22 protein-coding genes are annotated in these 23527 nt (G+C 60.8%); 15 read left to right on the top strand and 7 right to left on the bottom strand.

From position 1 onward, the window contains the following. Window positions 1–238 precede the first annotated feature (238 nt). Both WA845_RS18145 and exoR read left to right on the top strand, forming a co-directional pair. Window positions 239–532 (top strand): hypothetical protein, encoded by a 294-nt coding sequence (locus tag WA845_RS18145; RefSeq protein ID WP_337322530.1) that lies wholly within the window; start codon window positions 239–241, stop codon window positions 530–532. Between the two features lies 1 nt (window position 533). Next, window positions 534–1328 carry an exopolysaccharide production regulator ExoR gene (exoR, locus tag WA845_RS18150; RefSeq protein WP_004442165.1) on the top strand — a complete coding sequence of 265 codons (795 nt, stop codon included), beginning with the start codon at window positions 534–536 and terminating at the stop codon, window positions 1326–1328. A gap of 35 nt (window positions 1329–1363) precedes the next feature. Here the strand turns inward: exoR and xth are convergent, their stop codons facing one another. Further along, window positions 1364–2161, bottom strand: coding sequence for an exodeoxyribonuclease III (gene xth, locus WA845_RS18155; protein WP_004442163.1), 798 nt, complete (start codon window positions 2159–2161; stop codon window positions 1364–1366). Window positions 2162–2256: 95 nt separating this feature from the next. After that, window positions 2257–2589, bottom strand: a complete 333-nt coding sequence (gene erpA / locus WA845_RS18160; RefSeq protein ID WP_003515615.1) for an iron-sulfur cluster insertion protein ErpA — start codon at window positions 2587–2589, stop codon at window positions 2257–2259. A 215-nt stretch (window positions 2590–2804) separates the two neighbouring features. Between erpA and WA845_RS18165 the strand changes: the two genes are divergently transcribed. The 13 genes from WA845_RS18165 to WA845_RS18225 all read left to right on the top strand — a co-directional run bounded on the left by WA845_RS18165 (window position 2805) and on the right by WA845_RS18225 (window position 18695). Beyond that, window positions 2805–4022 (top strand): deoxyguanosinetriphosphate triphosphohydrolase, encoded by a 1218-nt coding sequence (locus WA845_RS18165; protein ID WP_004442160.1) that lies wholly within the window; start codon window positions 2805–2807, stop codon window positions 4020–4022. Window positions 4023–4096: 74 nt separating this feature from the next. After that, on the top strand, window positions 4097–5854 hold the full coding sequence (gene argS, locus WA845_RS18170; protein ID WP_112554493.1) for an arginine--tRNA ligase: 1758 nt from the start codon (window positions 4097–4099) through the stop codon (window positions 5852–5854). Between the two features lie 66 nt (window positions 5855–5920). Next, window positions 5921–8959 carry an SPOR domain-containing protein gene (locus WA845_RS18175; RefSeq protein ID WP_112554491.1) on the top strand — a complete coding sequence of 1013 codons (3039 nt, stop codon included), beginning with the start codon at window positions 5921–5923 and terminating at the stop codon, window positions 8957–8959. Window positions 8960–9220: 261 nt separating this feature from the next. Further along, window positions 9221–10237: a beta-N-acetylhexosaminidase gene (gene nagZ / locus WA845_RS18180; protein ID WP_022556274.1), complete on the top strand. Its 1017-nt coding sequence runs from the start codon at window positions 9221–9223 to the stop codon at window positions 10235–10237. 55 nt (window positions 10238–10292) lie between these two features. Then, entirely contained in the window at window positions 10293–11138 is an 846-nt protein-coding gene (locus tag WA845_RS18185) for a segregation and condensation protein A (RefSeq protein ID WP_034498970.1), read from the top strand. Next, on the top strand, window positions 11131–11865 hold the full coding sequence (gene scpB, locus WA845_RS18190; protein WP_112554489.1) for an SMC-Scp complex subunit ScpB: 735 nt from the start codon (window positions 11131–11133) through the stop codon (window positions 11863–11865). The genes WA845_RS18185 and scpB overlap by 8 nt, the downstream gene beginning before the upstream one ends. A 130-nt stretch (window positions 11866–11995) precedes the next feature. After that, window positions 11996–12202, top strand: a complete 207-nt coding sequence (locus WA845_RS18195; RefSeq protein WP_003509722.1) for a twin-arginine translocase TatA/TatE family subunit — start codon at window positions 11996–11998, stop codon at window positions 12200–12202. Window positions 12203–12258: 56 nt separating this feature from the next. Beyond that, window positions 12259–13005 carry a Sec-independent protein translocase protein TatB gene (tatB, locus tag WA845_RS18200; protein ID WP_112554487.1) on the top strand — a complete coding sequence of 249 codons (747 nt, stop codon included), beginning with the start codon at window positions 12259–12261 and terminating at the stop codon, window positions 13003–13005. Beyond that, entirely contained in the window at window positions 13002–13805 is an 804-nt protein-coding gene (gene tatC, locus WA845_RS18205) for a twin-arginine translocase subunit TatC (RefSeq protein ID WP_022556270.1), read from the top strand. Before tatB ends, tatC begins: the two co-directional genes overlap by 4 nt. Before the next feature lie 101 nt (window positions 13806–13906). Then, entirely contained in the window at window positions 13907–15190 is a 1284-nt protein-coding gene (gene serS / locus WA845_RS18210; protein WP_004442134.1) for a serine--tRNA ligase, read from the top strand. Window positions 15191–15363: 173 nt separating this feature from the next. Continuing rightward, complete coding sequence (gene surE / locus WA845_RS18215) at window positions 15364–16134, top strand: 5'/3'-nucleotidase SurE (protein ID WP_004442133.1); 771 nt, start codon at window positions 15364–15366, stop codon at window positions 16132–16134. Beyond that, the gene (locus WA845_RS18220) at window positions 16131–16784 is read left to right on the top strand and encodes a protein-L-isoaspartate(D-aspartate) O-methyltransferase (RefSeq protein ID WP_022556269.1); all 654 of its coding nucleotides are present in this window, start codon (window positions 16131–16133) and stop codon (window positions 16782–16784) included. The genes surE and WA845_RS18220 overlap by 4 nt, the downstream gene beginning before the upstream one ends. 345 nt (window positions 16785–17129) lie before the next feature. Further along, window positions 17130–18695 carry a peptidoglycan DD-metalloendopeptidase family protein gene (locus tag WA845_RS18225; protein WP_037093448.1) on the top strand — a complete coding sequence of 522 codons (1566 nt, stop codon included), beginning with the start codon at window positions 17130–17132 and terminating at the stop codon, window positions 18693–18695. Window positions 18696–18984: 289 nt separating this feature from the next. On the opposite strand, the gene mobB is transcribed toward WA845_RS18225, so the two are convergent. The 5 genes from mobB to moaA all read right to left on the bottom strand — a co-directional run bounded on the left by mobB (window position 18985) and on the right by moaA (window position 23509). Next, a complete protein-coding gene (mobB, locus tag WA845_RS18230) occupies window positions 18985–19500 on the bottom strand; it encodes a molybdopterin-guanine dinucleotide biosynthesis protein B (protein ID WP_112554485.1) in 516 nt (171 codons plus the stop codon). Beyond that, window positions 19497–20123 carry a molybdenum cofactor guanylyltransferase MobA gene (mobA, locus tag WA845_RS18235; RefSeq protein ID WP_112554483.1) on the bottom strand — a complete coding sequence of 209 codons (627 nt, stop codon included), beginning with the start codon at window positions 20121–20123 and terminating at the stop codon, window positions 19497–19499. The genes mobB and mobA overlap by 4 nt, the downstream gene beginning before the upstream one ends. Beyond that, on the bottom strand, window positions 20120–21319 hold the full coding sequence (locus WA845_RS18240) for a Bcr/CflA family efflux MFS transporter (RefSeq protein WP_112554481.1): 1200 nt from the start codon (window positions 21317–21319) through the stop codon (window positions 20120–20122). Before WA845_RS18240 ends, mobA begins: the two co-directional genes overlap by 4 nt. A 1-nt stretch (window position 21320) precedes the next feature. Next, window positions 21321–22289: a DMT family transporter gene (locus tag WA845_RS18245; protein WP_045533712.1), complete on the bottom strand. Its 969-nt coding sequence runs from the start codon at window positions 22287–22289 to the stop codon at window positions 21321–21323. Window positions 22290–22459: 170 nt separating this feature from the next. Beyond that, complete coding sequence (moaA, locus tag WA845_RS18250) at window positions 22460–23509, bottom strand: GTP 3',8-cyclase MoaA (RefSeq protein WP_044460021.1); 1050 nt, start codon at window positions 23507–23509, stop codon at window positions 22460–22462. Between the last annotated feature and the right edge of the window lie 18 nt (window positions 23510–23527).

Below are 23527 nucleotides of genomic sequence, written 5' to 3' on the forward strand. Positions count from 1 at the left end.
GTCCGGTTTACCAACCGGGCCTTTTTTCATGTCCGACTATGATTCCTTCTCGATAAAATTTTCTGGCCCGAAAGTTTTGTGACGATTTGGCAACACTTTTCTGCAAGCGTGGGGTCGCGTTGGAATGTGAGCATATCTGTCCATTTCCCGCCACAAACAGGGTGCTTGGCTTATGTTTAGGGCAGCGGGATCGGAAGAACATGCAGGCGTTTGATGTGGGCCCGCGGGGTTGCAGAAAGTGAAAACAGGTTTGGATTCAGGGTTTAAGCAAGTAATACGGGAATTTCATCCGGATTTCTTGTTTGGCGCTGACCGGTGGATGGCGGAACGCCGTTATGTTGCCGGAAATTATGCCTATATCTGTCTAACTGGAAAATTTGGGCAATTGCCGCAGGAGACCACCGGTGGTGCGCTGGAAAGTGCTGCCGGAAAGACGCAGTGTGTTCGAAAAATCGCGACCCGGCGGGGTTCGGCTTTGCAGTATTCCGCAAGTATTGGCTATATGCCGGGAAGAGTGAGAGAAGTTCGCTGAAATGCTGAAATGTGAAGCCAACGTTTTAAAGCCGCTCCTCATGGGCATGTTGCTTGCGTCGCTCGCAATGCCTGCCGCGGCTTTTGACATCAATGCGGGCGTGACCAAGGAATCCGGCCCCTTCGACCTGTTCAAGTTCGGCTTCAAGGCCTACAAGAACGGCAACAAGGGTGAAGCTGTCGAGGCCTATCGCTACGCGGCCGAAAAGGGCCATACAGGCTCGCGCTGGGCGCTTGCCAACATGTATGCCTATGGCGATGGCGTCGCCAAGAACGACTTCGAAGCTTTCAAGATCTACAGCGAAATCGCCAATCAGGGTGTCGAACCGGGATCGGAGGATACGGGCTTTTTCGTCAATGCGCTGCTGTCTCTCGCTGATTATTACCGCCACGGCATTCCCGGAAGCCCCGTCAAAATGGACCTTTCACAGGCCCGACAGCTTTATTTCCAGGTTGCTTCCACCTTCGGTGTGGCTGAGGCCCAGTTCCGTCTGGCAGAGATGATTCTTGCCGGCGAGGGTGGCCGCGCGGATGTGCAGCAGGCAAAGAAATGGCTCAACCAGGCCCGCAAACACGGCCATGCCGGCGCCATGTCGATTTTCGGCAACCTGATCTTCCAGGAAGGCCAGACGACGCAGGGCCTCGCCTTCATGACGGCGGCGCTGGATAAATGCACGGCGGCGGACTGCACCTGGATTCAGAACCTGCAGGAGCAGGCCTTTTCGCTGGCGGGTGAGAACGATCGCCGCGCGGCAATCGCAATGGCGCAGACCATGCGGATTGACGATCCGGATTGAAAATTGCCGCGCCAGAGCTCGGTAAAGATGGCCTGTCAGCCAGCGGGGCTGAAATCGAAGTAACCGCAGACCGGCACGTGGTCGGATGGTTTTTCCCACGCACGCACATGTTTTTCGATGCTGACCGATTCCAGCCTGTCGGCTGCTTCGGCTGACAGCATCAGATGGTCGATGCGGATGCCGTTATTTTTCGGCCATGCGCCGGCCTGATAATCCCAGAAGGAATATAGTCCTGCTTCATCCGTCGTCGCACGTGCGGCATCGGTAAAGCCAAGGTTCTCCAGCTTGCGGAAGGCTGCGCGGGTCTTCGGCAGAAACAGCGCGTCACCTTCCCACACGCGGGGGTCGTGACAATCGAACGGTTCCGGAATGACGTTGTAGTCCCCCGCGAGGATCAGCGGCTCCTCGAACGCGAGGCGATCTTCGGCAAAGCGCCGCAGCCGCTCCATCCAGGCGAGCTTGTAGGGATATTTGACCGGATCGTCAGGCGGATTGCCGTTCGGCAGGTAAAGCGAGCAGACGCGGATGGCGCCACCGTCGACGGAAAACACGCCTTCGATGAAACGCGCCTGCTCGTCGGCATCATCACCCGGCAGGCCACGATTGACCTCATCGGGCTTCACCTTGGAGAGCAGGGCAACGCCGTTGAAGCCCTTCTGGCCGTGGGTCTCGACGTGATAACCAAGCGCCTCAATCTCCAGCCGCGGAAACCCCTCATCGACCGACTTGATCTCCTGAAGGCAGACGATATCAGGCGAAGAATCCTTCAGCCACTGGCAGAGGTTTTCGATGCGCGCCTTGACGCCGTTGATGTTCCAGGTGGCAATCTTCATCGGAGTTTCCCTTTTGTGAGGGTACTTTTACCCGATGCAAAAGCGATTGCCACCGTTTTTGGAAGGTGAAGGCGAGGATGTGGTGGATAGAATCGTCAGATCGAGAAGCTGGTGCCGCAACCGCAGCTAGCCACGGCATTGGGGTTCTTGATCTGGAAGGACTGGCCGAGCAGATTATCGACGAAGTCGATTTCAGAGCCCGCCATATAGACGACCGAAAGGCTGTCGATCAGCACCTTGGCATCACCGCGCGCAATCACGATGTCGTCATCGGCGGGGTCTTCGGCCAGATCGAACTTGTAGGAGAAGCCAGAGCAGCCGCCGCCTTCGACGGAGACGCGCAGCGCCTGTTTGCCGGCGTCGGCGGCGACGATCTGGGCGATTCGCTTTGCCGCTGCTTCCGAAAGGGTAATGTCGCTGTTTTCCATGTCGTTCCTCCTGCCGGGGTCAAGAACCGGAGAGCAATAATCTCGTTGTCACTATTATAAACCGGTCAAATTAACGGTCTATAGCCTGTGTGAGGGCGTCTGCGCGGCGATGATGCTTTGCGCTGACCTCTGCGATAGGTATGAAGGGTGAATGAAAAGGTCAATGGCGGAGACCAAAAGGAAGTCTCGGCCTTAAGAAGTCAACAGGTGGATGCATGATCATAGACCAGCGCGCATTGGGTTTCGGAAGTGGGGAGAGGGCGGTTTTCGCCTCGGATCCATGGACGACGCGCGGGCGTCTGTTTCCGGAAGAAGGAAGCCTGACGCGTTCCGAATTCCAGCGTGACCGGGACCGCATCGTCCACACGACAGCCTTTCGTCGCCTGAAGCACAAGACGCAGGTCTTCATCAGCCCCGACGGAGACCATTACCGCACGCGGCTTACCCACACCATTGAGGTGGCGCAGATCGCCCGCGCTCTGGCCCGCGCACTGAAGCTGGACGAGGATCTGGCCGAAGGCGTGGCGCTGGTGCATGATTTCGGCCACACGCCTTTCGGCCATACCGGCGAAGACGCGCTCGATGCGGTGCTGCTGCCCTATGGCGGGTTTGACCACAATGCACAGTCGCTGCGTATCGTCACCAAGCTGGAGCGCCGCTACGCCGAATATGACGGCATCAACCTGACCTGGGAAACGCTGGAAGGTCTCGTCAAGCATAATGGCCCGCTGGTGAACGCGAAGGGTGAGGGGATCAAGGGGCCGGTTCCGCTGCCCATCCTCGAATATTGCGAGTTGCAGGATCTCGAGATCGGCAGCTATGCCAGCCTTGAGGCGCAGGTGGCGGCGATTGCCGATGACATCGCTTACAATACCCACGATATCGATGACGGTCTGCGCGCCGGTTATCTCACCTTCGAGATGCTGGAGGAGGTACCATTCCTCAGCGGCCTCATGGCGCAGGTGCGGGCGAAATATCCCGTGCTCGACAAGGAACGTTTCGCCAACGAGATCATGCGCCGCCAGATCACTCACATGGTTGAGGATGTGATCGGCGTGGCGCAGCAAAATCTTGCCCGGCTGAAGCCGCAGCGGGCTGCCGACATCAGGGCCGCCGATTTTACCGTCGCGACGTTCTCACCCGAGATGGCCGAGACCGACCGGCAGATCAAGAAGCTGCTGTTTGCCCATATCTACCGGCACCCGGACATCATGCGCATCCGCGCCGGCGCGACGCAGATCGTCACCGATCTTTTCCACCGATATATGGAAACGCCGGCGGAAATGCAGAGCCACTACTGGGTAGACAGCATTTCCGGCATGAGCGTGGCCGCAAAAGCCCGGCATGTGGGCGACTATCTGGCCGGCATGACCGATAGTTATGCACTGCGCGCCCACCAGCGGCTGTTTGACCACACCCCCGATTTGAGATAGGGCAGCGGGCGATCGCGAAGCCGACCGGCTAAAATACCGGACATGAACAGAAGCCCTTCGCGCAGGTTGGAACGATGAACATTTTTGCCGATTTCGATACCAGGATCAAAAACGCGCTCGAGACCCTCGACCTCGTGAAAGAGAACCGCGAAAAGGTCGATTTCAGTCGAATTACCGTCGAATCCCCGCGTGATCTCAGCCACGGCGATGTCGCAACCAATGCCGCCATGGTGCTGGCGAAACCGCTCGGCACCAATCCGCGCGCCCTGGCCGAACTCATCGTGCCGGCGCTTCAGGCGGATGGCGATGTCGATAGCGTCAATGTCGCGGGTCCCGGCTTTATCAATCTCAAAGTGTCGGTTGGTTACTGGCAGCGTCTGCTGGCAGATATGATCAACCAGGGTATCGATTTCGGCCGCTCCACCATCGGTGCGGGCCAGAAGATCAACGTCGAATATGTCTCGGCCAACCCGACCGGCCCGATGCATGTCGGCCATTGCCGTGGCGCCGTGGTCGGCGACACGTTGGCGAACCTGCTCGCATTTGCTGGTTACGGCGTCACCAAAGAATATTACATCAACGATGCCGGCTCGCAGATCGATGTGCTGGCCCGTTCGGTGTTCCTGCGGTATCGCGAGGCGCTCGGCGAAGATATCGGCACCATCCCGTCCGGTCTCTATCCCGGTGACTACCTCGTTCCCGTCGGCCAGGCGCTGGCCGATGAATATGGCATCAAGCTGCGCGCCATGCCTGAAGAAAAGTGGATGCCTATCGTCAAGGACAAGGCGATCGACGCGATGATGGCGATGATCCGCGAGGATTTGGCGCTTCTCAACGTCCGGCACGACGTGTTCTTTTCGGAGCGCACGCTGCATGAGGGCAATGGCGGGCCGATCCTGTCGGCCATCAACGACCTCACCTTCAAGGGCCATGTCTACAAGGGCACGCTGCCGCCGCCGAAGGGCGAATTGCCTGATGACTGGGAAGACCGCGAACAGACGCTGTTCCGCTCCACCGAAGTGGGCGACGATATGGACCGCGCGCTGATGAAGTCGGACGGTTCCTACACCTATTTCGCCGCCGACGTCGCCTATTTCAAGAACAAGTTCGACCGTGGTTTTTCCGAGATGATCTATGTGCTCGGCGCCGACCATGGCGGTTACGTCAAGCGTCTTGAAGCCGTCGCGCGCGCCGTCTCCGAGGGCAAGTCGAAGCTGACGGTTCTTCTGTGCCAGCTCGTCAAGCTGTTCCGCGATGGTGAGCCGGTGAAGATGTCGAAGCGCTCCGGCGACTTCGTGACCCTGCGCGACGTTGTCGACGAAGTGGGTCGCGATCCGGTGCGATTCATGATGCTTTATCGGAAGAATTCCGAGCCGCTGGACTTCGATTTTGCAAAAGTGACCGAACAATCGAAGGATAATCCGGTCTTTTACGTGCAATATGCGCATGCCCGCTCAATGTCGATCTTCCGGCAGGCGCAGGAAGCGTTTCCGGGGCTTTCTCCTTCGGCTGAGGAGATGGCGGCATCTGTATATTTGATCAGCGATATCAATGAGTTGCAGCTGGTTGCAAAACTCGCGGAATATCCGCGCCTGATCGAATCCGCGGCCCTTTCGCATGAGCCGCACCGGCTTGCTTTTTACCTCTATGATCTCGCCAGTTCCTTCCATGGACACTGGAACAAGGGTAAAGACCATCAGGAATTACGTTTTATTAACGATAAAAACCGAGAATTGAGCATTGCCAGACTTGGGCTGGTGAATGCTGTCGCGAATGTTCTGAGGTCTGGACTGACGCTTTTAGGAGCGGACGCACCTGACGAAATGCGATAACATCTCACCATTATTTGCTCACAATACGCTGGCAAGAGCTGCAATGCGTAGATGGTGGAACACGTAATGGTCGAAAAAAATGTCGCGTATAACCGGGACGCCCGGTCCGAAGGCTTCGCTGACAACGATCCTCTGGCAGAACTGGCGCGTATCGTCGGCTTCGAAGATCGTCCTTCGCATGCGGGTTCCGAAGCTGCGCCACGCGCTGTCTCACCGGTTGCCCGCCGCGAACCCGAATTTAATCTCGAGGACGAGCTGCTTCGGGAATTCGAGGTTTACGATGCGCCGCATGCCGATCCGATCGTTCTTGATCCGGCAAACGATGTTCGTGCAGGCATCCATCCAAGCGATTTCATGCAGCGGGTCGAATCCGTTTTCGCTCGCCGCGAGCCCGAACTTGCGCCGGCAGCTGAACCGGAACCAGAGGTGACATTCGCTCCCGAAGCAGCGGAAGAGCTGCTTCCAGAGGTCAATGAGGCCTATATCCACAATTACGTCGAAACCCCCACGCAGGATATCCGGGCGGATTTCCGCGATGATGCCGGCGCGGTGGCTGAAGTTTTCGATGTGCATTCGCGCCAGGCGCGTCCTGCCGAGCCGATGGTCTACGAGCAGGCTGCCTCACAGGTGGCATGGGAAGAGCCGCAGGCCGCGGAACCCGTCCAGCCGGAATGGCACGCCATGCCGGAGCTTCCGGCAGATGTCTCCAGCAATATTGCTGCCGCCGCTTATGCTGCTACACCGGAGTCCCAGAGCCTCGATCTCGCCGATGAAGTGGAAATCGCCGTCGCCGAACAGGCGCCTGCTCCGATTTCCGTTCGTCCGCCATCGCATGGCGGCCGGTCTTCGCTGGAATTTTCGAGCCTGCGGTTGCCGCTTGCCAATTTCGGCGCCCGCCGCGATGTTTCGGCCGCCGACCCGAAGCGGGTTGAGCCGCGCTCCGAACGGCAGCCTGTCGCGGCCCGGGTAGAGCCGCAGGTCGAAGTCGCTCCCGTGCCTGCCGTCGTCCAGGCGGAAGAGACCGCGCCATCCTTCACGCCTTCGGTCGCCGAGGTCTTTACGCCTGCCGCAGAGCCTCTGGCGGTTGAGGCTGCCGAGAAGCCGGCGGCGAAACATCTCTCGCCGATGGACGAGTTGATTTACGACGTCGCGAAATATTCCATTCCCGGTCGCGGTGAAGCGCCGCTCGTGCAGGCGGTCCCCGCAGCGCAGGCTGCCAAGGTCGAACCGCCCGTGGTTACTGCCGCTCCGGTGAAGGCAGCGCCGGTTGCCGGTGCAGCGCCCGCAGCACCCGCCGAGGAGCTCGATTTCGCCGGCTTCAACGATGATGATTTCGAGCTTGCGCTTGACGATCTCGATCTGGATCTGTCCGACATCGCTGAAGCGGAGGTCGCGCCAGCGCCTGCACCGCAGCCGGTTCGCCAGCAGCCGGCCGCGCCGGTGGCCGTTCAGGCACCCGCACCGCAGCCGGTGAAGGTGCAGCCCGCACCGCAGCCCCGGCCTGCGCCCGTTGCCGCACCTGTTGCTGCCGTTGCCGCCGCACCCGTTGCTGCCGCTCCGGTTCAGCCGCGCCCGGCCGCTCCCCAGCCTGTCGCGCCACAGACGCTGGAAAGCCTGCCTTTCGATCCCTCGCAGATCGGTGAGACGGAAGAGCATCCGGAAACCATCGTCGAGATGGATGTACCGGAACTGCCGGTTGGCGTTTTCGAGCCGAAGCCGGCTCCCCGCCGTCATGAGGAAGACCTCGACATCGACACCGAGCTCGCGACGCTGTTCGCTCCTGCTGTTGCCGGTGGTCTCGACCGCCACAAGCACGCGGAAAACCGCGGAGCTGCCCAGGCTCGTCCTGTTCAGGCTCCGGAAGAGGCCGACGAGTTCGAACGGGCGCTGGAAGAGGATTTCCGCCGCTCCATGCAGGAGGCTGCCGCTTCCCGTGGCAATGCGCCTCGCGAGCCCGAAAATACGTACGTCGACAATCAGGCTGCTTATCGTGACGAGGATGAACGCGGCGGTCGCCGATGGATCATGCCGGTTGCGGCTGCCATCGGCCTGGTGCTGATCGGCGGCGGTGTTTACGCGCTGGTCTCCGGTGGTTCGTCGAGCACCGGTTCCAACGGCGCTCCGGTCATCATCTCCGCCGATAACGACCCGATGAAGGTCGTGCCGGAAAATCCGGGCGGTCGTGTCGTGCCGAACCAGGACAAGGCGGTATATGATCGCGTTGCCGGCGGCAGCGCTGCCGATCCGAAGCAGCCGGCGCTGATTTCCAGCAACGAACAGCCCGTGGACGTGGTTCAGCGGACTCTGATTCCTGAACAATTGCCGCTGGAAGGCGAAAACGACGCCGATATGGAAGCCGCTGGCACGCCGGTTGGCGAGACCGAGGATCCGCGCCTGCTTTCGCCGGAAGAAAAGGCCGCACAGAACGAAGGTTCGGCTGCGACCGGCGTTTCCCCGCGCAAGGTCCGCACCATGATCGTCAAGCCTGACGGCACGCTTGTCGCACAGGAAGTCGAGGTGCCGGCAGCCCAGCCGCCGAAGGCTGACAAGGTCGAGGAACTTGCTGCGCCGCAGACCGCCAAGCCGGGTGAGGGCGCTCCCGCCGTCATCGCCGCATCGCGGGTTCCGGTCGCGCCGGAACAGGCTCAGCCGCAGGCCAACACGCCTGCCGCCACCAAGCCGGCTGCGCAGTCCGCCGCGCCGCTTCCGGCAACACGTCCGTCCTCGCAGCCCGCAAACGTCGTGGCGACGGTGACCAATCAGGGCAATGTTCGTCCGACGACGACTGCGCCTGCTCAGCCGCAGGCCGCGCAGCAGCAGACCGCAGCCGCTACGCCGGCTGCGACCAGCACGCCGTCCGCCGGTGGCTACTATATCCAGATCGCGTCGCTGCCGAGCCAGGCGGAAGCGCAGAAGTCCTACCAGAACATGTCGGCCAAGTTCGGCTCGGTCATCGGTGGACGCGGCGTCGACATCAAGGCTGCCGAAATCGCCGGCAAGGGCACCTTCTACCGCGTCCGTATCCCGGCCGGTGACAAGAACGAAGCCGTGGCGCTGTGCGAAAAGTTCCGTTCGGCCGGTGGCAGCTGCCTGGTGGCTCGGTGATAGAGATGCGCCGGGGGTAGTACCCCGGCGCTGATTGTCTAACGACAGTGACGGAGCAGCTAACCTCCGTCATGCCGGACTTGATCCGGCATCCAGCCACGCCGCGTCTGCGCCGTGAAACGAGTCTTACGCGATCAAGGACTTGATCGCGCTGGACCCCGGCTCGGAGGCCGGGGTGACGGACGGTAAACGTCGCTGCCCCGGCATTGGCCGAGGAGCAGGCAAAGTTCTTCCCATCTATTCTGTAACAGGCGTGACACCATGACCGATTGCAAAGCTATGATCCTCGGATGCAGCGGGCTTTCGCTGACTGCCGACGAGATTGCCCTTTACCGCGATGAGCAGCCCTGGGGTTTCATCCTGTTCGGGCGCAATATTGGCGAGCCGCAGCAGATCACCGATCTCGTCGCCGCCATGCGCGATGCCGTCGGGCGGGCAGATGCGCCGGTGCTGATCGATCAGGAGGGCGGACGGGTTCAGCGTATCAAGCCGCCGATCCTGCAGGCTTATCCGAATGCCCGCATTCTCGGTGAAATCTATGAGCGCGACCGGGGTGCCGGTCTGCGTGCCGCCTGGCTGATGTCGCGACTGCACGCGTTCGACCTGATGAAATTCGGCATCAATGTCGATTGCCTGCCGGTGCTCGACGTGCCGGTGGAAGGCGCCAGCAATGTCATCGGCAACCGTGCCTATGGCTATACGCCGACCATGGTGGCCGAGATGGGGCAGGCGGCGGCCGACGGGCTGAAGGCGGGCGGCATGCTGCCTGTCATGAAACATATGCCGGGTCATGGTCGCGGCATGGTGGATTCGCATCATGAACTGCCTGTGGTCGACGTGCCGCTCGATGAGCTGGATGCGCATGACTTCGTGCCCTTCCGTGCACTGAACCGCGAATTGATGGCGATGAGCGCGCATCTGGTGTTCAACGCCGTCGACCGCGAACGGCCGGCGACGACATCACCGAAGGTGATCGAGGAGATTATTCGCGGGCGGATCGGATTTGACGGCCTGCTGATGTCCGACGACAGTTCGATGAACGCGTTGAAGGGCACGCTGGGTGAAAGAGCTGCGAATATTGTTGCTGGTGGCTGCGATATAGTCTTGCATTGCAACGGCGTGATGGGTGAAATGCTCGAGGTTGTGAAAGAGGTTCCCGTTCTTTCCGGCCGGTCGCTGGAGCGGGTGCGGGCAGTTGAAGCGGGTTTCCCGACTGCGGACCCATCCGACGAAGCGGAACTGAGAGCCGAATTCAACGCCATGTGGGCCGTTTCCTGACAGTCGGGCGGCCGCTTACTCGGGATCAAGGCCGGAAGATCCGGCGGATGGAACGATGGCCGCAGACAAATCTCGCAATTCGACGCCGATGGACAAGCTCTGGCAGGATGTGACGCCGGAGCGGCTGACGGGTGAGGCCGGACTGGTCATCGATGTCGCGGGTTTCGAAGGCCCGCTCGATCTGCTGCTGCATCTTGCCCGCACGCAGAAGGTCGATTTGTCGCGCATTTCGGTGCTGGCGCTTGCCGAGCAATATCTGCAATTCGTGGAAAGCGCGCGGCGCGTGCGCATCGAGTTGGCGGCCGATTATCTGGTCATGGCGGCGTGGCTCGCCTTCCTCAAGTCCAAGCTTCTCATTCCGCAGCAATCCAAGGATGACGGCCCCTCGGGTGAGGAAATGGCCGCAACCCTTGCCTTCCGGCTGAAGCGGCTGGAAGCGATGCGCGAGGCGGCGGAACGCCTCGTCAACCGCGCCCAGCTCGGCCGCGATGTGTTTGCCCGCGGCGCGCCGGAGCATATTCCGCACATCAACCGCTCTGCCTACGAGGCGAGCCTTTATGACCTGCTCAGCGCCTACGCCAATCTGCGGCAGAGACAGGCGATCACCCAGGTCACCATTGAAAAACGGCAGGTCTGGTCGCTGGTGGAGGCGCGGGAGCTTTTAACCGGTCTCCTCGGCGATGTCGGAGAATGGACCGCGCTCGATCAATATCTGCTGCAATATGTCCCCGATCCCGCGATGCGGGTGACGGCGATCGCCAGCGCCTTTGCCGCGTCACTGGAACTTGTGCGCGAGGGCACGCTGCAAATCCGGCAGGAGGGCGCTTTCCAGCCCATCTATATGCGCCGTGGCACGAGGGATGATCGTGCGGCGGTCGCCGAGAGGACTGACAATGACTGATAATGATGAGACAGCCGAGGCGACGATCGCGACGGATGGGGTGGGACTAGAACCCACGGTATTTTCCGAGCGCCAGTTGAAAGAGGCCGAGCGGATCGCCGAGGCTTTGGTTTTCGCCTCGGCCGAGCCGGTCTCTCCGGGTTTCATTGCGGAGCGCCTGCCGCGCGGCATGGATGTCGACGCCGTTCTTCAGCGTCTGAAAGCCGCTTATGCGGGCCGGGGCGTCAATCTCGTGCAGGTGGGCGGGCAATGGGCCTTCCGCACTGCCGGCGATCTTTCCTTCGTCATCCGCGCCGAGGAAAAGGAACCCAAGAAGCTCTCTCGCGCGGCGCTGGAAGTCCTGGCGATTATCGCATATCATCAGCCGGTGACACGCGCTGAAATCGAGGAAATCCGCGGTGTTCAGACCTCGCGCGGCACGCTTGACGTCTTGATGGAGGCGGGCTGGGTCCGGTTTCGTGGCCGCCGTCGCACCCCCGGCCGGCCGGTGACGATCGGTACCACGGTTGAGTTTCTCGACCATTTCGGCCTCGAGGAATTGCGCGACCTGCCGGGGCTCGAGGAGCTGAAGGGAGCAGGGCTGCTTTCCGGCCGCATACCTTCCAATTTCGGCGTGCCCCTGCCGATGATGAGTGACGAATTGCGTGAGGATGAAGACCCGATCACGCAACTTGATCTGGAAGAGCTGGGCCTGCTTGCGCCTAGTGGTGGCGACGGCGACGATTGAGATCGTTATCGCGCGGGCGACACGACGCAAAAACTTTATGCTCACACCCTGTTGAAGCGGCAATTTGTTGTTTGAAAAAGCCTTTCAAACGTCTTACATCGTCTGAAAGCGAAATTCAGGAGTTTCAGTTATGGGTTCTTTTAGTGTGTGGCATTGGCTCATCGTGCTGGTGATTGTTCTCGTCCTTTTCGGACGCGGCAAGATCCCGGAATTGATGGGCGATGTCGCCAAGGGCATCAAGAGCTTCAAGAAGGGCATGGCTGACGAAGACCAGACGCCGCCGCCGGCCGATGCCAACACGAAGACCGTCGACCACAAGGCTGACGAGATCAAGTAAGCGGCCCTGCCGTTTGGTTTGAGACTGACGCGCGTTAGGGTCTCGGGAGCATATTGATGTTTGATATCGGCTGGAGCGAGCTGCTGGTGATTGCGGTCGTACTGATCGTGGTTGTCGGGCCGAAAGACTTGCCGCCCATGATCCGCGCCTTTGGCAAGACCATGGCTGGCCTTCGCAAGATGGCGGGGGATTTCCGTACCCAGTTCGATGAGGCCCTCAAAGAGGCTGACATGGACGATGTGCGCCAGACCATATCGGATGTCCGCAATCTCAACCCGACCAACTCGCTGCGTGATGCGATGAACCCGCTTCGCCAGCTCGGCAACGAGATCAAGTCCGATCTTCAGAAGGCGACCACGCCGCCTGAGGGCCTGTCATCCTCGCCTGCTACGTCGACCGCAGCACCGGCGACCAGTGAGCCGGTTGCACCGCTCGTCAGCATTCCCGAGCCTGAGATGAAGCTGCCGGATACCCCGCCCGTGACTGCCAGCGCCCCCGTTGCGGCACCGGTCGTACCGGCGGAAAAGCCGAAGCGTGCCCGGGCTAAATCGATTGCGACCGTCGAGGCGGAAGCGGTTGCCGCCAGGCCGAAACGCGCCAGCCGCGCCAAAGCGGTCGCGGCGTCCGAGCCCGTTGCTGTCAATTCCACGGAGACTTCAGCTGCAAAGCCGACCGTAAAAGCCGTCGCGAGAAAAGCGGCCGCCAGGAAGGTCGTGGCTGAAAAGCCTGTCGTGGCCGCCGATGCCAAGCCGGTGAAGCCGGCGAGAACCAAGGCTGCAAAGCCCAAAAAGGATGAAGCATGAGCGGGGACATCGAGGACAAGCCGCAGCCGCTTATCGAACATCTGATGGAACTGCGCACACGGCTGATTTGGTCGCTGGGTGCGTTCTTCGTTGCCTTCATCGCCTGTTTTGCCGTTGCCAAGCATCTCTTCAACCTGCTTGTCATTCCCTATAAGTGGGCGGTTCTCTGGGCTGGCCTTGATGTGACGAAGTCGTCGCTGATCTATACCGCGCCGCAGGAATTCTTCTTCACGCAGATCAAGGTCGCCATGTTCGGCGCGATGGTCATCTCCTTTCCGGTGATCGCCTCGCAGCTTTACAAATTCGTGGCGCCCGGCCTCTACAAGAACGAGCGCGCTGCTTTCCTGCCATTCCTCGTCGCATCGCCGATCCTGTTCCTCATCGGAGCGGCGCTCGTCTATTTCTTCTTCACGCCCATGGTCATGTGGTTCTTCCTCGCCATGCAGCAATTGCCAGAAGATGGCGAGGTTGCGATTTCGCTGATGCCGAAGGTGTCGGAATATCTGAGCCTCATCATGACGCTGGTGCTGTCCTTCGGTCTGGTGTTCCAGCTGCCCGTGGTTACGACGCTTCTGGCGCGCGTAGGCCTTCTGACCAGCGACTGGCTGCGTGAGAAGCGCAAGTTCGCGATTGTCATGGCCTTTGTGGTCGCCGCCGTGCTGACCCCGCCGGATCCGATGTCCCAGATCGGTCTTGCACTGCCTGCGATCATTCTCTACGAGATTTCCATCTACATGGCTCGACTCGTGGAGAGGAAGCGCGCTGCGGAATCCGCAAGCACGGAGCTGGAGGAGACCTGAGTTTTCGAAGGTCTCGCCGCTCAAGACATCTCCTCGCGCCGGGCTTCTGCCCGGCGTTTTGCTGTAAAACATCGGTGATGCAACAACGGTCTGGAACGACGATGCACGACATTAAATGGATACGTGAAAACCCCGAAGCTTTTGACGCGGCGCTCGCACGCCGTGGCGCGGAGCCTGCGGCCGCAGGTCTGATCGCGCTCGATGAAAAGCGCCGTTCCGTCATCCAGTCCCTGCAGGACATGCAGTCCCGCCGCAATGCCGCCTCCAAGGAAATCGGCGCCGCCATGGCGCAGAAGAACATGGAGCTTGCGGAAAAACTCAAAGCCGAGGTCGCCGACCTCAAGGACAAGATGCCGCGCGCCGAGGAGGAGGACCGCCAGGTCACCGCCGAGTTGAACGACGCCCTGTCGCGCCTGCCGAACATGCCCTTCGACGATGTGCCCGATGGCAAGGACGAGCATGACAATGTGGTGACCCGCGTCGTCGGCCAGAAGCCCGGCTGGAACCATGAGGCCAGGGAACATTTCGAAATCGGCGAAGCGCTTGGTTATATGGATTTCGAGCGGGCCGCCAAACTTTCGGGTTCGCGTTTCACCGTTCTCACCAGCCAGCTCGCGCGGCTGGAGCGGGCGCTCGGCCAGTTCATGATCGACCTGCACACCTCGGAACATGGCTATACCGAAGTTTCCTCGCCGCTGATGGTGCGCGACGAGGCGATGTTCGGCACCGGGCAATTGCCGAAATTCTCCGAGGACCTGTTCAAGACCACCGATGGCCGCTGGCTGATCCCGACGGCGGAGGTGACCCTGACCAACCTCGTGGCCGGCGAAATCCTCGAGCAGGAAAAGCTGCCCCTGCGTTTCACCGCACTCACACCGTCCTTCCGCTCGGAAGCGGGTTCGGCAGGCCGTGACACGCGCGGCATGCTGCGCCAGCACCAGTTCTGGAAGTGCGAGCTCGTCTCCATCACGGATGCGGAAAGCGCTGTCGCCGAGCATGAGCGCATGACGGCATGCGCCGAGGAGGTGCTGAAGCGGCTGGGCCTGCATTTCCGCACCATGACGCTCTGCACCGGTGACATGGGCTTTGGCGCGCGCAAAACCTACGATCTGGAAGTGTGGCTGCCCGGTCAGAATACCTATCGCGAAATCTCGTCCTGCTCGGTCTGCGGCGATTTCCAGGCGCGCCGCATGAATGCGCGCTATCGCGGCAAGGACGACAAGGCGACGAAGTTCGTGCATACGCTGAACGGTTCCGGCACGGCTGTCGGCCGCTGCCTGATCGCCGTTCTCGAAAATTACCTGAACGACGATGGCTCTGTCACAATTCCTGATGTGCTGCTGCCCTATATGGGCGGTCTGACGCGGATCGAAAAGGCGGCTTGATTTCAAAGATGCCGACATGCCGGACTTGATCCGGCATCCATCCAGCCCAAGTCGTTGGGCTGAAAAGGACTATTCCCGTGGCGCAGTCGCGCGTCGACTAGATCCCGGCTCAAGGCCGGGATGACGGTTCGGGGAGTGTTCTGCCTGAGCAAAATGAAGAGCGGGAGGAAAACATGCGGATTTTGCTGACAAACGACGACGGTATCCACGCCGAAGGGCTGGCCGTGCTGGAGCGTATCGCTCGCACGCTCTCCGACGACGTCTGGATCGTTGCGCCGGAGACAGACCAGAGCGGGCTTGCTCACTCCCTGACGCTGTCCGAGCCGTTGCGTCTTCGCAAGGTTTCCGACAAGCATTTCGCTCTGCGCGGCACGCCGACTGATTGCGTTATCATGGGCATTCGCGAGGTTCTGCCGGAAAAGCCGGATCTCGTACTGTCAGGTGTCAATGCCGGCGCCAACATGGCCGATGACGTGACCTATTCCGGTACGATTGCCGGGGCCATTGAAGGCACGCTGCAGGGCGTGCGGTCTTTTGCGCTCAGCCAGGCCTTCAGCCATGCCGAAGGCCGCGTCGTGCCGTGGGAGGTGGCCGAGACCTATGCGCCCGATCTCATTCGCAAGCTCATCGATGTCGATCTGCCTGACGGCACCTTCCTCAATCTCAATTTTCCCAATTGCGCGCCAAAGGATGTGCAGGGCGTGTCCGTCACGGGGCAGGGCAAGCTCGATTTCGGCCTGACGGTGGAAGAACGCCAGGATGGCCGCGGTTTTCCCTATTACTGGCTGCGTTTCGGCGAACGCATGGGCACCTTCCGCGAAGGCACCGATATCCACGCCTTAAAGCATGGCAAGATTTCCGTCACGCCGCTGAAGCTTGACCTGACGGATTACACGGTGAAGGATCGGGTTGCGCAAGCGCTTGGATTCGGAGTCGCCGATTGAAATCTGCCATGGTCGAAAAGGAAGGTTTTGCAGCTCTCGTTCTGCGCTTGCGGGGCGAGGGGATTTCCGATCTCGACCTGCTGACGGCGGTTGAGCAGACGCCACGATCCAAATTCGTGCCGCCGCAATTTGCCGCCGACGCCTATTCCAGCCGCACCATCCCGATCGACTGCGGTTCCTTCATGGAAGGGGCCGACATGGCGGTGAAAATCCTCGCCCGCCTGCAGCTGAAACCCGGCCAGCGCGTGCTGGAAATCGGTACCGGCAGCGGTTTCATGACGGCGATCATTGCCCGCCGGGTAGAGCGCGTCTTTTCGCTGGAGCGGTACAAGACGCTGGTGCAGCAGGCGCAGAACTGTCTCGATGATCTTGCAATCCGCAACGTCGTCATCCGCCAGGCGGATGGCAGCAACGGCCTGGTGGGTGAGGGCACTTTTGACCGAATCGTTTCCACGGCGGCCTTCACCACCATGCCCCGTTTCTTTGCCGAGCAGATCGTTTCCGGCGGCATGATGATCGCGCCGATCATCGTTGAAGGTGATCGCTGCGTGATGACGCGCTTTTCCAAGACCGGCAGCCGCTTCGAGAAGGAAGAACTGTTCGAGGCGCCCTACCTGCCGCTCAGCACCCATATTGCGCGTCATTTGTGACAAAATGAAAATTTTGGAGACATTGTATTTTGGTCTCCTAATGTTCGGAATTTTCGCAAGCATTTGATTCTAAGAGATTTTATTGTTTCATCATGGCGCATCCTGTCTTCGTCATGGTTATCGAAGTGTCAAAAAAGCGCCAAACGGCTTAACGTTTTAACGGCGTGGTAACACTAACGCGCTTTAATCATAAACATCGACGCATGGTTTTCCCCACCTCGGGAAATGGGCCTTGCAAGAATTGAAATTTGTGCCGGATCGATCTCGATGCGGCGGGTTGGCGTCAGTGTAGATCGAGTCATGCGTATGAGACATTCGTCTAAAATCGGAAAATCAGTCGCAAAAATGTTCGCAGCGGCATTGCTGGCAAGCGTCGCAACGGGCTGTAGCTCGGATGCAACGCGGTTCAGCGGCCTCTTTTCCAGTGGACCGGATCAGATGACCACGGCGTCAATTCCTGCCCGTCAGGGCGGCGGTGCTTACGGGCAGGCCCCGGTTCCGCAGGGCGACATGAATGGCGGTTACGCCTCTGCCGCGCCACAGGGAGGTTATGCCAACCAGAACATGGCCGGCAATTCCTATCCGCAGCAATCGGGCGGTTACGGCGGCGTTCAGCCGTCCACGGCCCGCGCCTCGGCCTCGCCGGTGCAGCGTTCCGAGCTGTCCGCGCCGACAGCCGTGGCAAGCCGCGATCCGTCGACCCGCAACGAAGCCATGGCCCAGCCTTTCCCGTCCGCCCAGCCCAAGGCCGCGCCGTCTCTGGCAGCGCCCGCACGGCAGGCTGCCGCACCCGCCGCTGACAACCTGACCACCGCGACCGTTCGTTCCGACAAAAACGGCTGGCACACCGATGGCGCCGCCTCCGTGACCCTGCGTCCCGGCGAAAGCATCGCGACCCTCTCCAACCGCTACGGCGTTCCGGAAAAGGAACTGCTGCGGGTCAATGGCCTGAAGACCGCTTCCGCCGCACAGGCCGGCCAGTCGATCCTCATTCCGAAGTTCGGCCAGGTCCGCAACGCCGCCAAGGATGCCGCCGGAGATATTGCGCTCAACCGCAATGGCGACCAGCCGACACCGCTGCGTGCGCCGGATGGAAACGTGGCCGTGCTGCCGTCGCAGGCCGCCGCCCGTGACAAGGTTTCTGCTGAAGCTGGCAAACTGACGCCTCCGGGCGGCAAGCCGCTGCCGCCTTCTGGTGGCTACAAGGTTCAGCCGGGCGACAGCCTCGCCAAGATCGCCCGTGCAAACGGCGTGTCGGTGGCTGCTCTCAAGGCGGCAAACGGTCTCGGCAACGAAAGCATCCGCGTCGGCCAGACGCTCAACATGCCGGGTGCTTCGACGGATGCCATCAAGACCGCTTCCGTTCCCGCCAAGGAAGCCGCAAAGCCCGTCGAAACCGCATCCGTCAAGCCGGAGCCCTATAAGGCGCCGGCAGCCGCCGCCGCTCCGGCTGCGCCCGCAACTCCGGCCACCGCCAGTGTCAGCGATATCGAGAAAAAGGCCGACATGGCGTCCGTCGCACCGGAATCCACCGGCATCGGCAAATATCGCTGGCCGGTGCGCGGCGCGGTCATCAATAATTTCGGTGACAATGTCGAAGGCAGCCGCAACGACGGCATCAACATTTCGGTTCCCGAGGGCACGCCGATCAAGGCCGCTGAAAACGGTGTCGTCATCTATGCCGGCAATGGCCTGAAGCAGCTCGGCAACACGGTTCTTGTCCGCCATGACGACGGCAAGGTCACGGTATATGGCAACGCTGCCAATCTCGACGTGCAGCGTGGCCAGAAGGTTCAGCGCGGTCAGACCATCGCCACCTCGGGCATGACCGGCAGCGCCAAACGTCCGCAGGTTCACTTCGAAGTTCGCAAGGATGCGACGCCGGTGAACCCATCCACTTTCCTTGAATAGGTATTGCGTCTCAAGGAATGATGAAGCCGGGTGATGAGCCCGGCTTTTTCATTTTATGGGGTGATGCGTGCGGAAAAAGTTCTGGAATGGGTGCCTCGGGCTTAGTGGGCATTGGTTTCTCGCGGTTTTCTCCTCCGTCATACCGGACCTGATCCGGCATCCAGTCGACGCGCGTCTGCGCGGCGGAATGAGTCTCCTCAGCCCAAGGACTTGGGCTGGCTGGATACCGGCTCAAGGCCGGTATGACGGATGTGGGGATGCAGCCAAGTCACGTCGAGCCGCTACGTGTCTAACCCCTGACCAGACCCACCGTTGTCTCGATGAAGTCGGCAATCGCGCCGGTATCGTCGAGATTAAAAACCGGAAGCGCCGTGTCCGTCACCGCGTGATCGGCGGCAATGGCGACGATATGCGGATCGAGCGGCGCCAGCGGTTCCGTTTTCGCCGCCTCAACCCGGCGCGCTTCGATTTTCGGCACCGGCTCGTATTTATAACCTTCGATCAGCACCAGGTCGCACGGCGCGAGGCGGGAGAGGATGTCTTCGAAGGAGGGCTCCGGTTCGCCGCGCAATTCATGCATGATGGCGAAGCGGGTGCCGGAAACGATGGTGACCTCGTGCGCGCCGGCCTGCCGGTGACGCCAGCTATCGGCGCCGACCTTGTCAATATCGAAATCGTGATGGGCGTGCTTGATGGTTGAGACACGGTAGCCGCGCGCGGTCAGTTCGGTGACGATGCGCACGGCAAGACCAGTTTTGCCTGAGTTCTTCCAGCCGGCGATGCCGAAGACCTTTTGTGCCGTCATGCTTCCATGCTCTCCAGATAGCTGCGCGCCAGTGCAAGCTCATCCGGCGTGTTGATGTTGAAGAACGGATCGAGGCTGCCCTTTGCCGTTTCCAGCGGCGCAAAAGCAACCCCAATGGTGACATGCCGGGCAAGATAAGCGCGGATGCGCCGGTTGGCATCGTTCTTCAGCCATTCCTCGAGATCATCGGCGAGAGCGACCGGCCACAACGCAAAGACCGGATGAAGCTGGCCGCTGGAGGCGGCAATGACGATTGCATTGTCCGACAGGTGTTCGCAAAGCCGCACCACAAGATCGTCAGGGAAAAACGGGCTGTCGGCGGGCGCTGTCAGAAAGTGGCTGACCGCGTCGCCGCGGTGCTGGAAATGGCGCATGCCGGCCAGAACGCCCGCGAGCGGACCGGCATGGCCGTTCAGCGTATCGGGCAGCAGCGGCAGGCCGAAACTTTCCGCCCAGCCATTGGCCGCATTGATGGTGACGTCGCAGACCTGCGGCGTGATGCGGCTGATGACATGGGACATGAGAGGCGCATCGCCCAATTGCACCATCGCCTTGTTGCTGCCCATACGCCGCGAAAGCCCGCCGGCGAGTACCAGGCCGGGTATTTCAAAAGGGGCCGTCATTCCCGCTTTTCCTGCAGCCTTACGATATAGGTGGTGAGGAGGGCGACAAGGCCGGTCGCCAGCATCACCAGTAGAAGCGGCCAGGTTCCATCCTCTTTTGAAAGAACCGAGGAGGCGAGAACCGAGAGTGCCGCGCCGCCGCCAATGGTCATGGCGCCGCCGAGACCGGAGGCTGAGCCAGCCAGATGCGGCTGGACGCTGACCATGCCGGCATTGGCGCTGGGCAGCGTCACGCCGTTGCCGACGCCGATCAGGGCGAGTGGCACAAAAAACGCATAGGCGCTTTCCGCCCCGACCGAGATCAGCGCGATGGCGGCGATGATGCCGGCAATGCCGATAACATTGCCCGACAGCATCATGCGGGTGATGCCGATTTCGCTGGCATAACGACCGGAGATGAAGTTGCCGAGCATGTATCCGCTGGCCATGAAGAAGAATTGCAGGCCGAGCATGGCCGGTGAAAGCCCATAAAGCACGCTGCCGACAAAAGGCGCGCCGCCGAGAAAGGAGAAGAACATGCCCGATGAGAAGGTCGAGGTCAGAGCGTAACCCCAGAACAGCGGCGAGCGCAGAAGTTCCGGCCAGGCATGGAACTGCTGCGAGAAGCTTGCCGATCTGTTGTGGTTGGTTTCGCCGAGATCGAGCCAGGCGAGCGCCAGGATGCCGAGGCCAAGCAGGCAGAGGAGGGCGAAGCTCGATTGCCAGCCCGAGATGTCATTGAGCAGGCCGCCAACCGTTGGCCCCACCATCGGCACCACGGACATGCCCATCGTCACATAGCCGATCATCGAGGCCGCCTGTTCCATGGGCACCATGTCGCGCACGATCGCGCGGGCGAGCACGAAGCCGGAAACGACGGCCGCCTGCGCCACGCGCCCGATCATGAAGATTGTGATATTGGGCGCCAGCATGCACACAAGCGTCGCGACGATCATGACGGCGATGCTGGCGAGCATGACGGGGCGGCGCCCGAAGAGGTCGGAGAGCGGGCCGATGACGAGCTGCAGGCAGGCGGTGGCAGCGAGATAACCCGAGACGGCGAATTGCATCACCGCGTAATCGGTCTCGAAATACACTGCCATCGTTGCAAGCGAGGGCAGGAACACATTCATGCACAGAGCCGCGACACCGGCGATGACGACCAGCGTGATGATGTGGGGTGGGGTGGTTCTGTCCAGAAAACGGCCGCCGTTCATGTCATTCTCCCGCCTCTTCCGTAACGGCAGCTTTCGTTACGGAAGCCGGCCGTACGGTGGTCACGGCAGTGGGGGTGGCGGCCGCGCGCTTGGCCATCTGCGAGCGCTTTCGGAGGCTTTCCCGGTAGAAGGTATAAAGGCCCGAACCGATGATGATCATGGCGCCGATGATGGTGTAATTGTCGATCTTCTCGTTGAAGAAGAATATGCCGATCATGAAACCCCAGAGCAGGCCGGTATACCGGAACGGCGCGACGAAGGAAATTTCGCCCGATCTCATCGACAATATGATCGCCTGGTAGCCGACCAGCACCAGAATGGCCGAGGCGGCCAGATGCGAGACGATCGTGACGTTCATGGGCTGCCAGCCGCCGAAGGGCAGGATCAAGAGGCCGCCCACTGCCATGTTTACGAAGGCGGTGATGACGGTGATCGCAAGCGAAGGCACATCGGCATACATTTTCCGCGTCAGCAGATCACGCGCGGCGGTGACGGCCAGCGATGCGACAACCAGCAGCGCGCCCGGCGTAAAGCCTTCCGGGCCGGGCCGGATGATGACGAGCACGCCGATGAAACCGACGATGATCGCCACCCAGCGCCGCCAGCCCACAGGTTCGCGCAGGAACAACGCCGCACCCAGCGTCACCACCAGCGGCAGGGACTGCAATATGGCCGAGGCATTGGAAAATTCGATGAGGCCGAGCGCCGTCAGATAAAGAACGGCGGCGGTCACCTCGCAGAGACAGCGCAGGATGATGATGGGGCGCAAAAGGGTTTTCAGGGGCCGGAGCGCGCCGAAATGCCGGGCCGCGATATAGATCAGCACCACGGTCATGATGCCGCGGACGAACATGATCTGACCGGTGTTGATGTAGGGGGTGACGGACTTCGTCAGCGCGTCGTTGGCCGTGAAGCTTGCCATTGCGAGCGCCATGAAAAGCGCGCCGCGCGTATTGTCCGTCAATGCCATTCCCAAATATCCCAGACCATGCGCAGTTTACTCCGCCCGCCCTCCGGGCGATCTGGAGCCGCCGTTACGGCGCAACCACGCATTCCTCCATATAAAGAGACGTGGCACGGCAGAGCTGGCAATTCAACCGTTTATATGGGTGGGTGGATGAGAAAGACGTTCAGCCAGCCTCAGCCGCCTGTCACGCTCATATGGCGGGAGACTGCGGGTCGGTTGTGGGTGCGGTCGATGATGAAATCGTGTCCTTTCGGCTTGCGCAGAAGGGCTTCATCGATGGCGCTGGAAAGATAGGCGTCGCTGTCGGACGCGCGCAGCGCCGTGCGTAGATCGGCAGCGTCGTCCTGGCCGAGACACATATAGAGCGTGCCGGTACAGGTGAGACGGACACGATTGCAGCTTTCGCAGAAATTATGGGTCATGGGCGTGATGAAGCCCAGCCGGCCGCCGGTTTCCTTCACCGTCACGTAACGGGCCGGGCCGCCGGTCTGGTAATCGCTGTCGATGAGCGTGAAGCTCTGCTCGAGATCGCTGCGCAATTTTGAAAGCGGCAGATAACGGTCGGTGCGGTCTTCCTCGATCTCGCCCATCGGCATGGTCTCGATGACCGTCAGGTCCATGCCGCGGCCGTGGGCGAAGCGCATCAGCTCCGGCATTTCGGCATCGTTGAAGTCCTTCAGCGCAACGGCGTTGAGTTTCACCTTGATGCCTGCCGCCTGTGCGGCATCGAGCCCCTCCATCACCCGGTCGATATCCCCCCAGCGGGTGATATGGCGGAATTTATCGCTGTCGAGCGTATCGAGGGAGACATTGATGCGGCGCACGCCGCAATCGGCGAGTTCGGCTGCGAATTTCGCCAGCTGTGAGCCGTTGGTGGTCAGCGTCAATTCCTCGAGCGCACCGCTCTCGACATGCCGCCCGAGGTTCCTCACCAGGGACATGATGTTCTTGCGCACCAGCGGCTCACCGCCGGTCAGCCTCAGCTTGCGGACGCCGCGCGTTATGAAGACGGAACAGAGCCGGTCGAGTTCTTCGAGCGTCAGAAGGTCCTTCTTCGGCAGGAAAGTCATGTGCTCGGACATGCAATATGTACAGCGAAAATCGCAGCGGTCGGTCACGGAAACGCGCAGATAGGTGATGGCGCGGCCGAAAGGGTCCACCATCGGTGCGTTGTTTTCCGTCAGGAACTGCGCTTTTCCAAGCGATCCGGGGAAACTGTTCACGTCTCCATCCTCATTGCG

Source organism: Agrobacterium sp. CMT1, assembly GCF_037203725.1.
GTDB lineage: Bacteria > Pseudomonadota > Alphaproteobacteria > Rhizobiales > Rhizobiaceae > Agrobacterium > Agrobacterium pusense.